Source organism: Entomomonas sp. E2T0, from assembly GCF_025985425.1.
Classification (GTDB): domain Bacteria; phylum Pseudomonadota; class Gammaproteobacteria; order Pseudomonadales; family Pseudomonadaceae; genus Entomomonas.
The window spans coordinates 1,670,746-1,684,530 of sequence record NZ_CP094972.1; the positions used below are offsets into that span (position 1 = coordinate 1,670,746).

At 36.1% G+C, this 13,785-nt stretch carries 17 protein-coding genes; 5 read left to right on the forward strand and 12 right to left on the reverse strand.

All coding sequences use genetic code 11. The features are described 5' to 3' along the window. Positions 1-71 precede the first annotated feature (71 nt). The 5 genes from recX to MTZ49_RS07985 form a co-directional block, all read right to left on the reverse strand. Positions 72-521 (reverse strand): recombination regulator RecX, encoded by a 450-nt coding sequence (recX, locus tag MTZ49_RS07965; RefSeq protein ID WP_264745025.1) that lies wholly within the window; start codon positions 519-521, stop codon positions 72-74. Positions 522-524: 3 nt separating this feature from the next. Beyond that, positions 525-1,556: a recombinase RecA gene (gene recA / locus MTZ49_RS07970; RefSeq protein ID WP_264745026.1), complete on the reverse strand. Its 1,032-nt coding sequence runs from the start codon at positions 1,554-1,556 to the stop codon at positions 525-527. 103 nt (positions 1,557-1,659) lie between these two features. Beyond that, on the reverse strand, positions 1,660-2,163 hold the full coding sequence (locus tag MTZ49_RS07975) for a CinA family protein (RefSeq protein WP_264745027.1): 504 nt from the start codon (positions 2,161-2,163) through the stop codon (positions 1,660-1,662). Positions 2,164-2,174: 11 nt separating this feature from the next. Next, positions 2,175-2,954 (reverse strand): ABC transporter permease, encoded by a 780-nt coding sequence (locus MTZ49_RS07980; RefSeq protein ID WP_264745028.1) that lies wholly within the window; start codon positions 2,952-2,954, stop codon positions 2,175-2,177. Further along, positions 2,951-3,886: an ABC transporter ATP-binding protein gene (locus tag MTZ49_RS07985; protein ID WP_264745029.1), complete on the reverse strand. Its 936-nt coding sequence runs from the start codon at positions 3,884-3,886 to the stop codon at positions 2,951-2,953. The genes MTZ49_RS07980 and MTZ49_RS07985 overlap by 4 nt, the downstream gene beginning before the upstream one ends. A 194-nt stretch (positions 3,887-4,080) precedes the next feature. On the opposite strand from MTZ49_RS07985, the gene MTZ49_RS07990 reads away from it, so the two are divergent. Both MTZ49_RS07990 and MTZ49_RS07995 read left to right on the forward strand, forming a co-directional pair. Then, positions 4,081-5,226, forward strand: coding sequence for a 1-acyl-sn-glycerol-3-phosphate acyltransferase (locus MTZ49_RS07990; protein WP_264745030.1), 1,146 nt, complete (start codon positions 4,081-4,083; stop codon positions 5,224-5,226). Between the two features lie 56 nt (positions 5,227-5,282). Then, positions 5,283-5,831, forward strand: coding sequence for a hypothetical protein (locus MTZ49_RS07995; RefSeq protein ID WP_264745031.1), 549 nt, complete (start codon positions 5,283-5,285; stop codon positions 5,829-5,831). A gap of 61 nt (positions 5,832-5,892) precedes the next feature. On the opposite strand, the gene MTZ49_RS08000 is transcribed toward MTZ49_RS07995, so the two are convergent. The 5 genes from MTZ49_RS08000 to exbB all read right to left on the reverse strand — a co-directional run bounded on the left by MTZ49_RS08000 (position 5,893) and on the right by exbB (position 10,392). Next, complete coding sequence (locus MTZ49_RS08000; RefSeq protein WP_264745032.1) at positions 5,893-6,783, reverse strand: ATP-binding protein; 891 nt, start codon at positions 6,781-6,783, stop codon at positions 5,893-5,895. Between the two features lie 74 nt (positions 6,784-6,857). Beyond that, positions 6,858-8,006 carry a siderophore-interacting protein gene (locus MTZ49_RS08005; protein ID WP_264745033.1) on the reverse strand — a complete coding sequence of 383 codons (1,149 nt, stop codon included), beginning with the start codon at positions 8,004-8,006 and terminating at the stop codon, positions 6,858-6,860. 169 nt (positions 8,007-8,175) lie between these two features. Beyond that, entirely contained in the window at positions 8,176-8,991 is an 816-nt protein-coding gene (locus MTZ49_RS08010) for an energy transducer TonB (protein ID WP_264745034.1), read from the reverse strand. After that, the gene (gene exbD / locus MTZ49_RS08015; protein WP_264745035.1) at positions 8,984-9,415 is read right to left on the reverse strand and encodes a TonB system transport protein ExbD; all 432 of its coding nucleotides are present in this window, start codon (positions 9,413-9,415) and stop codon (positions 8,984-8,986) included. Before exbD ends, MTZ49_RS08010 begins: the two co-directional genes overlap by 8 nt. A 5-nt stretch (positions 9,416-9,420) precedes the next feature. Continuing rightward, complete coding sequence (exbB, locus tag MTZ49_RS08020) at positions 9,421-10,392, reverse strand: tonB-system energizer ExbB (protein ID WP_264745036.1); 972 nt, start codon at positions 10,390-10,392, stop codon at positions 9,421-9,423. A 205-nt stretch (positions 10,393-10,597) separates the two neighbouring features. Between exbB and MTZ49_RS08025 the strand changes: the two genes are divergently transcribed. Continuing rightward, on the forward strand, positions 10,598-11,071 hold the full coding sequence (locus tag MTZ49_RS08025; RefSeq protein WP_264745037.1) for a macro domain-containing protein: 474 nt from the start codon (positions 10,598-10,600) through the stop codon (positions 11,069-11,071). A 6-nt stretch (positions 11,072-11,077) separates the two neighbouring features. Here the strand turns inward: MTZ49_RS08025 and MTZ49_RS08030 are convergent, their stop codons facing one another. Then, complete coding sequence (locus MTZ49_RS08030) at positions 11,078-11,353, reverse strand: hypothetical protein (protein ID WP_264745038.1); 276 nt, start codon at positions 11,351-11,353, stop codon at positions 11,078-11,080. Between the two features lie 150 nt (positions 11,354-11,503). Between MTZ49_RS08030 and MTZ49_RS08035 the strand changes: the two genes are divergently transcribed. Next, positions 11,504-12,022 carry a thermonuclease family protein gene (locus MTZ49_RS08035; protein ID WP_264745039.1) on the forward strand — a complete coding sequence of 173 codons (519 nt, stop codon included), beginning with the start codon at positions 11,504-11,506 and terminating at the stop codon, positions 12,020-12,022. Positions 12,023-12,115: 93 nt separating this feature from the next. Beyond that, positions 12,116-12,607, forward strand: coding sequence for a hypothetical protein (locus MTZ49_RS08040; RefSeq protein WP_264745040.1), 492 nt, complete (start codon positions 12,116-12,118; stop codon positions 12,605-12,607). 43 nt (positions 12,608-12,650) lie between these two features. On the opposite strand, the gene aroC is transcribed toward MTZ49_RS08040, so the two are convergent. Then, on the reverse strand, positions 12,651-13,727 hold the full coding sequence (gene aroC / locus MTZ49_RS08045; protein ID WP_264745041.1) for a chorismate synthase: 1,077 nt from the start codon (positions 13,725-13,727) through the stop codon (positions 12,651-12,653). Positions 13,728-13,785 lie beyond the last annotated feature (58 nt).

Below are 13,785 nucleotides of genomic sequence, written 5' to 3' on the forward strand. Positions count from 1 at the left end.
TATATAACGATTTAGTTGCAACTTGTGAGATATTGTATTATTGGGTATCAAAGTAGTTAATAAGGCGAGGGCTATTTTCTATTTAATAGTTTAGAAATAGCATCCATGTAGAAGCCACGATAAAGTAAAAAACGACCTTGTTTAGCTTTTTCTTTAGCATCTTTGGGAGGCGCACCAAATTTACGTTGCCACAGTGCTTCAAGTTGTTCTTGCCAGTCATAATCTGCCTCTTGTAAGGCTTGATTAATATCTGCTTTGTTAAGTCCACGTTCCATTAGTTCTTGTTGAATACGCAATGGGCCATAACCATTATTAGCGCGGCTTCTAATATAGGATTCTAAGTAGCGGTGTTCAGAAAGAAGTTTATCTTCGGTAAGTTGATCGAGTACTGCATCAATCAATTCAGGTAGGGCACCTTTGCGTAACAGTTTACGCTTTAGTTCAATACGACCATGCTCACGCATTGCCAAGATATCCATAGCTACCTTGCGGATAGCTATGGAAGTATCTAGAACAGCCATTGCTTAATCTTCAGCAGCCGTATCATTACTTTCAGTAATAGGTACTGGTTGGCTTAATAATTTTTCACGGATAGTTGTTTCTAGTGTTTTGGTAATCTCTGGATTTTCTTCTAAGAATTTAGAAGCATTGGCTTTACCTTGACCAATTTTCTTACCATCATAGCTATACCATGCACCTGCTTTTTCAACTAAGCCAAGCTGTACGCCAAGGTCAATAATTTCACCTGTACGATAAATACCTTTACCATAAAGGATTTGGAATTCAGCTTGACGGAAAGGAGGCGCTACTTTGTTTTTAACCACTTTAACGCGTGTTTCACTACCTGTAACTTCATCACCTTCTTTTACTGAACCTGTACGACGAATATCTAAACGTACAGAAGCATAGAATTTAAGAGCATTACCACCTGTAGTTGTTTCAGGGTTACCAAACATTACACCAATTTTCATACGAATTTGGTTAATAAAGATAACTAAACAGTTAGCGGTTTTGATATTACCTGTGATTTTACGTAATGCTTGTGACATTAAACGCGCTTGTAAACCCATATGAGAGTCACCCATTTCGCCTTCAATTTCAGCTTTAGGTACAAGGGCGGCTACAGAGTCAACAATAATAACGTCTACAGCATTTGAACGTACAAGCATGTCAGTAATTTCAAGTGCTTGCTCACCTGTATCTGGTTGAGCAACATAGAGATCATCAACATTAACCCCTAATTTACCTGCATATTCTGGGTCTAATGCATGTTCAGCGTCTACGAAGGCACATACACAACCTTGCTTTTGTGCTTCTGCAATAACTGATAAGGTTAAGGTAGTTTTACCAGAAGACTCGGGGCCATAAATCTCAACAATACGACCTTTAGGTAAACCACCAATACCAAGGGCAATATCTAGCCCCAATGAACCAGTAGAAATGGCAGGAATAGCTTGGCGCTCTTGGTCACCCATACGCATTACAGCACCTTTACCGAATTGCCGTTCAATCTGTGTTAAAGCAGCGGCTAGTGCGCGCTTTTTATTCTCTTCCATTATCAATCCTCATTCATATAAGAAAGCTAATTATTAGTGTCTATTTAACACCAAAATTTGGCGACTATTATTTCATAGTGCTAGGGTATAACTAAAGCACTTTTTAACTTTCAACAGGTGTTTTTTGTTGAGTTAATCGTATCAAGCCATGTAGCGCTAACTGTATGGTTTGTTCACGAATACTCGCTCGGTTTCCTGTAAATTGTGCGCAATGGGTATAGCATTGGTTATTGGTATACCAAGCAAACCATACCATACCAACTGGGTGATGTTCAGTACCACCTGTTGGACCTGCTACACCACTAACGGCTACACCATATTGCGCATTACTTTTAGCAATAGCACCCCCAACCATTGCCATAACTACCTCTTCACTGACAGCACCTACTGTGTCAAACAGTTGATTGGGTACATTTAACATCAGTGTTTTCTGCTTGTTGGAGTAAGTGATATAACCTGCTTCAAACCAACTAGAACTGCCAGAAATACGAGTGATAGCTTCAGCAATACCACCACCTGTACAAGATTCAGCAGTGGTCACTTGGGCTTGCTGTTTTTTAAGCTGTTTGCCTAAATGTTGGGCTAGGTGTGTAATAGTATCCTTCATATCGTTCCTTTTTACTGACGTAGTCCTTTGCCTGTTTTAAGTAGATAAAGGCTTAAGCCATAGAGCACAAAAGTAGCAACTAATAAAAAGCCAATTGCAATAAAAATATTAATATCCGATACCCCTAAGATACCATAACGGAATGCGTTAACCATATGTAAAATAGGATTAATTAAGGATACTGATTGCCAAAATTCAGGCAATAAATTAATAGAGTAAAAAACACCACCTAAATAGGTTAAGGGTGTTAGTACAAAGGTAGGGATAATAGAAATATCATCAAAGTTACGCGCATAAACAGCATTAATAAAACCAGCTAAAGAGAATACAGCAGCAGTTAATACGACTACTAGAATAGTAATGCCTAAATGATGTATTTGTAACTCAGTAAAAAACATGGACAAGATGGATACTATAAAACCAACAGCCAAGCCCCTTAAAATACCACCTGTAATATAACCCACTAAAATAGTGTGTGGTGATACAGGAGAGATAAGTAGTTCTTCAATAGAGCGGTGGAATTTAGCCCCAAAGAAGCTAGATACCACATTACTGTAAGAGTTAGTAATTACTGACATCATAATAAGGCCAGGTACTATATATTGAATATAGTCAAATCCGCCCATATCACCAATACGACTACCAATAAGTTTACCAAAAATAATAAAATATAAAGCCATGGTAATGGCTGGCGGTAACAGAGTTTGTGCCCATATCCGCATAAAACGGTGTATTTCACGACTTACAATAGTGCGTAAGGCTATTAAGTTGGTTGCGAGTTGGATATTCATGATACTTTTACTTTCTCGTTATTTTCCACTAATGCTAAAAATAATTCTTCTAATCGATTACTCTTGTTTCTCATACTAGACACTAGAATGCCTTGTATACTTAATTGATTAAATAAATCATTAATACCTTGATTGTGCTTAACTACTACTTCAAGTGTTTGGTTATCAGCCAATTTGCAGTCATAACCTTGTAAAGCAGGTGGCGCTACTAAAGGGTTGGCTAAGTCTAAAATAACGGTTTCTTCACTTAGGGTACTGAGTAGTGAACGCATACTGGTATTTTTTACAATTTCACCATGATTAATAATGGCGATATTGCGACACAATTGTTCAGCTTCTTCAAGGTAGTGAGTGGTGAGGATGATAGTCATGCCTCGTTTCTGATTAAGTTTGGTTAAGAAGCTCCACATAGAACGACGTAACTCAATATCTACCCCAGCAGTAGGTTCATCAAGAATAAGTAGTTTTGGTTCATGAATCAATGCGCGAACAATCATTAAACGACGTTTCATGCCGCCCGATAACATACGGACAGTAACATCTTTTTTATCCCATAGCCCTAGTTCAGTAAAGTAGAACTCAGCGCGCTCTTTAGCTATTTTGGCAGGAACACCATAATAACCAGCTTGAGTAATAATAACGTCAAAACACTTTTCAAACTGATTAAAGTTAAACTCTTGTGGTACAACGCCAAGATGGCGTTTTAAATTAAACAGGTCAGTATCATAGTCATGACCAAAAACTTTAATAGAACCGCTGGTTTTATTAACTAAAGAAGATAAAATACCAATAGTGGTGGATTTGCCAGCACCATTTGGGCCAAGAAGGGCAAAGAAGTCACCTTGAGCAACATCTAAATCAATCCCTTTAAGGGCTTGAAAGCCATTGTTATAGACTTTAGTTAACTGTCTGATGGTTAGGGCAGAAGTCATAATACACTCGTTTAGGATAAATTATTTCAGATACCTTAATACAAGGTTAGGATATAAGGTATAATCTATATTATATATGGGCTATATGCGTGAATATCAAATAGCCTTATAATAACCGATCCAAATTTATTATAAATGTTAATTTTTTTTATTCCTTTAATAAATTAAACCAATAGTGAGTCGTAGAGAAAAATATGGGACAGTTTAATACCATTCGTCCTTACCATGATGATGAAGTACCTGCTGTAATAGAGAGGCTATCAAAGGATAATGAGTTTATTAATACCGTATTAAGGTTCCGTTTTCCCCATTTAAGTAGTACTTTTGGATGGTTATTACGGCCTTTTATTGCTCGTAAATTAAAGAATTATCTATCAAAGATTCATAGTGTACGCGATTTACAGTTAAAAATAGCTGACTATGTAGAGCATTCTATTTCTTCAAGTATTGAACACTTTACCTATTCTGGTGGAGAAAATATAGATACTCAATGTAAGTATCTATATATGGCGAATCATCGTGATATCGTAATGGATCCTACATTAACTAATTATGCATTGCATTTAGTTGGTATGGATACTCCGCGTATTGCTATTGGGGATAATTTACTACAAAAGCAATATGTAGCTGATTTAATGCGTTTAAATAAAAGCTTTGTGGTACAACGTTCGGTAACTGGACGTAAAGAAAAGTTAGCTGCTTATCAGCAGTTATCAGCCTATATTAATCATTCAATCTTACAAGATCATGAATCTATTTGGATAGCTCAGGCGGAAGGGCGAGCTAAAGATGGGAATGATGAAACAGATTCAGCATTATTGAAAATGTTGCATATAAGCCGTAAGGAAGAGAATTTTGTTGAGGTAATTGCTAGCTTAAATCTTTTACCCATTTCTATTAGTTATGAATATGATCCTTGCGATTTAATGAAGGCACGTGAACTTTATATTAAGGCTACAGAAGGTAAGTATACCAAAGCTGTTGGTGAAGATGACCGTAGTATTGCATTAGGGATTACGGGTTATAAAGGGGATGTACATGTTCATTTTGGTAAGCCTATCAGCAATGGTTTTGAAGATGCTAAGGAGTTAGCAGATTTAATAGATCAACAGATTTTAGGTAATTATCATCTATTTCCTGTACATTATTTGGCTTATGCAATGTGGGAGAAAGCAGATCAAACAATAAACGTTCCTGCTATTGAAAGCTTATTTCCAGTAGAAAAGATTGAAAAAGCTAAGCAAGAATGGCAAAAACGTATAGATGCTTGCCCAGAAGAACATAGGCCCTACTTAATTATGCAGTATGCTTATCCTGTTTATAATGAGTATAAATTGTAAACATTAAAGTAAAGATATTAGCTATTTAACAGCTCTATATTATAGGAGGTAATGTAGTGGAAGGAAAAACTGTGGCTCTTATTTTTAGTTTTTTCATACTGATTTGTGGTATTGCTTTATATATTATTGCTGATAATGATACAAAGAAATTTTATTTACCCATAAAGGAGCAAGCGTATCATCTTCTTTCTTTACGGTGTAATAAGCAACCTTGTGTTACTAAAGGAAGTATTGAATATATAGAGACACAGAGTTCTCATATTGTTAAGGGGGCTATCTTTGTTACACCTAGTATTTATGTCTATAGATATATGTTTGAGGTAGATGGCAACACTTATACTAAAAAATTATTAGTGTTTGGTAAGCGTTTAGAAATGAAGTATTTGCCACATACAAAAAATATGTTAGGCAAAAAAATTTCAGAGCAAATTTTATATGATCCCAATAATCCTTCAATTAATTTACCAGAAAGATATGCCAAAGCTTTACCAAAAATACCAAACCCTTACGATGTTGATAAGAAAAATGGCATCATTTATATAATATTTAGCTTAATGATCTTTGTGATTGCTTTTGTTAAAAGTAAAAAAAGTACAACGTTATAAGATTATTATTTAGTCATTAAGAGTGGCAAGGCTATACAATAATTTATAGCCTTGTCATATTTTACTGAGTAGACTTTAATCTACCTGCATAATCTTTAGCAAACTGTGCTGCAATACGACCAGAACGTGAGCCGCGGTAGGTTGCCCAACGAATAGCCTCTTTTTCTATTGCTTCATTGCCTGCCATATCAATACCATAAGTAGTTAACCATTGGCTAACAGCTGTTAAGTATTGTTCTTGATTAAAGCCATAGATAGAAATCCATAAACCAAAGCGTTCAGAAAGTGAGATTTTTTCCTCGATTACTTCACCTGGATGGATTTCACCATTATGATCTGTTCGATAACTTAAATTATCGTCAATTCGTTCAGGCATTAGGTGTTTGCGATTTGAGGTGGCATATATTAGGGTGTTATCAGATTTGCCAGCAATTGAACCATCCAATACAGTTTTTAAGCCTTTATAGCCTGTTTCACCTTCTTCAAAAGAAATATCATCACAGAAAATAATAAAACGTTCTGGACGACCACGGGTCATAGAGATGATTTGTGGTAAATCCATTAAATGTTCTTTATCCACCTCAATAAGTCTTAACCCTTTAGTATGGAAAGCGTTTAAACAGGCTTTTATTAGTGAGCTTTTACCTGTACCTCTTGCACCTGTAAGCAATACATTATTAGCTGGTAAACCTTCTACAAATTGACGTGTATTTTGTTCGATTAGAGCTTTTTGACGGTCAATATTTTGTAAATCTTCAAAAGCTATCAGGTTAGGTTCTTCAACAGGAATCAGGGTAGGTTGTTCAATACCGTTGTAAAAGCGATGTTCCCATAAATAAGCTATAACATCTTCTTTAATGGAGTAAACAGGTGGAGGAGGAAAAGCATTATTTAAGCTATTTGCAATCCGCTCAAGTTGTTCAATAATTTGTTGTAAAGGTAAATCGCTCATAAAATTAATCTAATATCGATAAAGGATAGTTAATAGATATTGGTCAAGTTAATAACTTATTGTTGAAAAAGCCACTACAAAATAGCGGCTAAGTCTTTGTGGTCTTTTTCACCCAATTTCCAATAGCCTGTGGTCTGTATATTGCCTAAGTGAAAACCACGTTCTTTTAGTAGTTGAACACGGATATTTCGAATCACTGAGGCTTCAGCTGCAATCCAAGCATGCCCTTGGGTATTTGGCAAATCATTAGATTTTAGAACAGTTTTTAAACCTTCCTTTTGAGAGTCTTTAAAAACCCAATGAATAGTTGCATCAGCTTGTGTTGTAAGCTGTTGTTGCTCTTGCTTATTGGTTGCTTCTATATAAGCATAGACCTTTAAATGGGCGGGAAGTTGCTCAAGAATGACAGAAATAGATGGAATGCCTGTTTCATCAGCTAATAATAACAACCAAGAGTCTATTTCTAAATCGCGAAACCCACCTCTGGGGCCAGCAATATAAATTTCATCACCTATTTTGGCCTTTTTTGCCCAAGAAGAAATTAAGCCATGATGGTTAATCGCTATATCTAAAGTTAATTGTTGTTTAGCTGCATCAAAATAACGAATAGTATAAGCACGACCAGTCATCTTACTATTCGGTAAAAAGACTTTTACCCATTGTGCAGGGTATTCCACAGCAAAATCTTTTAAATCTTCCCCTGTTAAAACTATACGATGAAAGGCTGGTGTAAGTTGTTCAATACTGACTACTTGAGTCAGTAAGTGAGGAAAGTGATGATTAGTTTGTTTAGTGGACTTGGCGACTAAATCTTTAAAAGATTTTAGAACAGCCCTTGGCTTGATATTTACTTTTGCTATACGTAATTCTTCACCACAAATATCTAATAATGTTTGAACATCAGTAGGAAGTAGAGGAGTAATAGCTACAGATTTGCTTTTTATACTTCTTGCAGTATGGCCTAGTGCTGATAGTAGTTCTATTTCATCTTTAGATACAAAAGGCGAGTCTGGCCCTAGAAGGTTAAAATTGGGATTAGTCGTTAATATCGCTTGAACTAAGCGAGCAAAAGGAAAAGCATGGACAGAAAAAATTCCTATTTCTTCTAATAAAAAACCAGCTTGTGCAGGCCAATTGCCTTGCCAATTTAATGCACGTAATGCTTTAAGTAGCTTTTGCTCATCATGACTGCATTTATTGATAGAAAAAAAGTTTCTTTGCATGGTTTTAAGTTCTATAAGTAATTATTAATAAACTAACAATAAAGCAATGTTAATTACTTTCTATAAGATTTAATAATAGCATTTATTAATGGAATACATTGCTATAAATTAGGCTTATAGTCAACAAGCTAGAGTATTTAGTTGTTTATTAGGTACTTATAGAGGCTAATTATCTATCTCTTCTTAAATTAAAGTTAATAGGGATAGTAATAGCACGGGAGCTGTTACCATTTAATACTTCGGTAGGTGGTTTGGGTAATGGTTGGGCTCGGTCTAATAGGTCTAATACCTCTTGATCCAATGATGGATAGCCAGAGCTTTTGACGATATGTTTCGCCAATACTTGGCCTTGTGCATCAATCGTAAAGTTGACAGATACAGTACCTTCTTGATGTTTACTTCTAGCCTCACGAGGATAGCGTTTGTAACGGGCGATACGGCTAAATAATTGTGATTGCCATGTAATTTGTGCCTTTGATGGACGGGTAGAGCTAGTAGTAACAGGAGCTGCTACTCGGTCAGATACGCGATCACTTACTGCTGAGGAGTTAGTAGTTACTTCAGCTTTAGGTTTTGTATCTTCTGTAATCTCTTTTGGTTTTTCAATAGGTTTTTCGACTGGTTTTTCAACCGGCTTTTTAATAGGTTTTGGCTCTGGTTTCTTCTGAATAACTACTTTTGGTTTAGGCGCTTCTACAGGTTCTGGCACAGGTATTGGGTCAGGCTCTTGGATGGGCTCGGGCTCAACAGGTGTTGGATCAGAAGCCACTTGTTCAACGGGTGCTGGGTTTTCCTGAGGTGTATTGTTAGGTGCCTCAGGTAATGGAGCAAGCTCTAACATAACAGCCGCTGGTATAGGTGGCTGTACTGGTGGCAATGGGTTCCAGCCTAATATTAAGGCAGTAGCAAGACCAATATGCAGTGCTACAACGATAATAAAAGCAATTAACCAACGTGAACTATTTGCTATAGAGTTATTACTCATTATTCCCCATAGCCTCTAAACCTACTAATCCAATTTTTAGATAACCTGTTTTTCTAAGGTCATTCATCACATTAATAAGATCTTCATAGTTAACTGTTTTATCAGCTTGGAAGAAGATGGTAGTTTCTTTATTACCTTTGGTTTGCTTCTCAAGTTCAATGGCTAATTGATCAGGATTAGCAATTAATTCATTGCCTAAATACAGTTGTTGATCTGCTTTTAAGGTCAATACAATAGGTTGTTCTGGCCTAGGTTGTGGAGTAGCTGTTGAGGCAGGTAAGTCTACTTTAATATCCACAGTAGCCAGTGGCGCGGCTACCATAAAGATAATTAACAGTACTAACATCACATCAATGAAAGGAGTGACATTGATTTCACTCATTTCGGTATTTTCGTCGCTACCTTCTTTTAAATTGATTGCCATGTTAATTAGCCTATTTTTGTTACATTTGAGCGCGTGGTAGTGGTAGAAGCTGTATAGCTTTTACGGTCTAAGTCACGACTTAATAGTAATAAAGCATGGGCTGAAATATCACTTACCATCACTTTGTAATGGCTAATAGAGCGTGTAAATACGTTATAAATAATTACCGCAGGAATAGCTGCCACCAACCCCATAGCTGTTGCTAATAAGGCTTCTGCAATACCAGGAGCAACTACAGCAAGATTGGTGGTTTGCGATTTAGCGATACCAATAAAGCTATTCATGATTCCCCATACCGTACCAAATAAACCGATAAAGGGGGATACTGCACCAATAGTAGCAAGGATACTGGTACCTGCATTCATTTTGCGACCACTGGCAGCTACTAAGCGATCTTGACGAAAAGCGGCACGCTCTTTAATCCCTTCATGGCTGGTAGATTCAGCGGATAGTTCGAGTTCTTCTTGCAGGTCTTCAATCAATAAAGTAGCAAGGCTATTTTTAGAAAATGTATTGGCCACTTCGTTGGCTTGTTTTAAGTTCTTGGTATTTCTTAAAGCAGCCATTTCTTGACGTAAACATCTTTTAGCACTAAGTAATTCAGTAAGTTTAGCAATAAAGATTGTCCATGTAGCAAGTGAGGCTAACAATAGGCCTACCATTACTGTTTTAACGACAATATCTGCATTTTGATACATGCCCCAAGGAGAAAGGTCATGATCTAAAGATTGTTCTGCTTGTTGGATATTTGCAGCAGTAACTGCTGGATCTAGTGTTGGTTGAGATGCTTCATTGTTAGTAGTACTAGTGGTCGGTTGTTCTGCTGGTGTAGCAGTAGTGTTTTGTTCTACTTGTGGGTGCTCATGCTGTGTTGTTGGGGATACTTGTTGCGCAAAACTTAAAGAAGTAAAACACAGTGTGGTAATTAGAATCAATTGTTTAACAAGTGAAGAGCGACGACTAGATACGTTTAACATATTCATCCAATTTAATTTAGAAAAGAATAATAAGAATTATTCTCATTATCTCAGATAATTATCATTAACAAAAGTTTTTTTAATATTTTTTACAAAAACATTAAATTTAATTATTAGCTATTTATTTGTTAAAAGCTTATTAATATTCTTTAATTGCGTTAATCTAAAGCGAACATGATAGCTATAAAGCGAAGGAAAATTATTAATGCAGGTCAGTATTATTGAAGGAGATTTATTACAGCAGCCTGTTGAGGTGATTGTTAATGCATGGAATAGAAATATTATCCCTTGGTGGCTTTTATTACCGCAAGGTGTATCTGGGGCTATTAAGAAACAGGCAGGTTATGCACCTTTTTTCGAATTGGGAAAGATGGGTTCAATAAAATTAGGACAAGCGGTGATTACTGGATCAGGAAAATTGCCTTATAAAGCAATTATTCATGTGGCAGGTATTAATATGTTTTGGCGAGCCACTCGTTATTCAATTCAGCAATCAGTTTTTTCTGCGATGCAAATAATCAACGATCAGCAAATTAATTCAGTAGCATTTCCAATTATTGGTGCAGGTTCAGGAGGCTTTGGCGAACAAGGTGCTTTAGCGTTAATGATTGAAGCCTTTGATAAAATAGAGTCAAAGGCTTCAGTGTGCATTATTAAATTTGTTAAAGGTAAGTTTTAAACCCTGTTATTTAGCGGGTTTAATACCAGCTTTAGTCATACATTGGTTATAAAGATTATTTAGTTCTTGCTGAGAAGGCATGGTACCTGTTTTTAGTTTTTCTAACTTTGGAACAATGCATTGGCAATAGGTATTTGCCTGTTTATCAGTGATTTTATTAGGGGTACCTGCTTGTTCTTGTCGCTGTTTTAACATATCTACACACAACTTTACAGCGTTACTATCAGCCAGTGCCATACTTGAGAACAAACAAGTGGTGATTAATATTAGTAAGTACTTCATAGATCATTACCATTTTTAGTTATTACATCGAAGTGTTTTTATATAAATATTGCTAATAAAAACTAACATAATCATTGTACAATGATTGACCCTATATAAAGTCTGATAGTTCAATTATTTTGTTTGTTACTTCATCATTTGTTCAGTTCTGTGAAAAGAAAAATACCATTATTTAAACGACTACAACATAATCCAATTATTTGCATAGTTATTTTATTAATAGCTGTAGGTTTTTATTATTACCAGATTTCTGAGAATAGTTTTACAGCAGAAGTTATTCATGTGATTGATGGTGATACCCTAGATGTATTGGTAGTAAATCAGCCCATTCGTATTCGTTTAGCAGGAATTGATGCACCAGAAAAAGGCCAAGCTTTTGGCTCAAAAGCTAAGAAAGCATTAGCAGATAGGGTTAAAAATAAGGTGGTTACTGTTATTGAAGTGGATAAAGATCAGTATCAGCGTATGGTAGCTATTATTAAACTAGACGATCTAAATATTAATCAAGAAATGGTTAGGCTAGGGATGGCATGGGTATATACCAACTATAATCAAGATGATAGTCTACCCTTATTAGAGACTAAGGCTCGGGCAAATAAAGCTGGTTTATGGTCTCAATCAAATCCTACTCCTCCTTGGTTATATCGCAAGCAATTATCAAATAAATAGTTAAATTTAATTAATGGAAAAGGAGATCTTAAGATATAAATAAGCTTGATTTAGTACATTCATTAAGCCAATTTAATTTTTATGGAGATGAGTATGTTTAGTCAAGAAATTGCAATAGCAATTTTTGTTGTAGCTGTATTAATCATTTGTGGCAGTTATATTATTTTTTCTAGGAAGTCAGAAAAATTAAAAGGTTATAGAAAAAGTGTCTTTATTTTAGTGGCTGTTGTATTTGGGGGACTATATTTTTCTTTTGTAAATCACGTTTATATTTTGAACGAAGAACGAAATACTTATGAAGAAAAAATACTATTCTTACCTGCTAAATTTACCTTGGCAAATAAGCAACAGGTAAGTGTTACACCCAAATTTGGTATTTACTCTATCATTATAAACAATAGCCAAAGGAATGCTGTATTTGAAACGGTGATTTATGGCGACAGTTCTGGTAGACCAGATATAAAATTACCAGCACAAGCAGTAACTTATGTAAACAAAGGGACTGATTATATATTTAAAGAACCACCAAATGCAGTGAAAATTAAAGGCTCTGGTACTACCAAGGGTTGGATTCATTATGAATGAAATAGTATTATCCATAAGCATTTATTACTTATGGATAACAAAGTTAAGCAAGTTTTACATCTGAATTTTGACCACGATTTCTAAGGAAGTGATCCATTAATACAATAGCCATCATTGCTTCAGCAATTGGAGTGGCACGAATACCGACACAAGGATCGTGACGACCTTTAGTGATAACCTCAATTTCATTACCATGAGTATCTATAGAATGACCAGGAGTGGTGATACTTGGGGTAGGTTTTAACGCTAGATTGGCAACAATTGATTGGCCTGAAGAAATACCACCAAGAATACCGCCAGCATTATTAGATAAAAAACCTGCTTTGGTTAATTCATCTCTATGTTCAGTACCACGCTGTGTAACACTTTTAAAACCTGCACCTATCTCTACACCTTTGACTGCATTAATACCCATCAATGCATAAGCAAGTTCGGCATCTAATCGATCAAAAATAGGTTCACCTAATCCGACAGGAACACCTTCTGCAACTACAGTGATTTTGGCACCTACAGAGTCTTGATCACGGCGTAGTTGTTCCATATAAGTTTCTAACTCAGGTAACTTATCAAGATCAGCTGCAAAAAAATGATTGCCATCAGCATTGACTGCATCCCAGCTTTTGAAAGGTATTTCAATAGGGCCTAGTTGACTCATATAACCACGAATGATAATACCTTTAGTGGCTAGGTATTTTTTTGCAATAGCACCTGCTGCAACACGCATTGCTGTTTCACGAGCAGAGGAGCGACCACCACCACGATAATCACGAATACCATATTTATGGTAGTAAGTATAATCAGCATGAGCAGGGCGGAAGATATCTTTAATGGCAGTATAGTCTTTTGATTTTTGATCGGTATTACGAATCAATAAGCCAATAGGGCAACCTGTGGTAATCCCTTCAAAAACACCTGATAAAATTTCTACTTGGTCAGCTTCTTGGCGTTGGGTAGTAAATTTGCTACTGCCAGGACGACGACGGTCTAAATCTGTTTGTAAATCTGCTTCTGAGAGAGGGAGTCCAGGAGGGCAACCATCAACAATAGCCATTAATGCAGGGCCATGACTCTCACCTGCGGTAGTGACTGTAAATAATTTGCCAATGGTATTGCCAGACATAATGGCTTACTCCCGTTTTTAACACGTAAAAAAAGTAAGAGGTAATGGCAACATTACC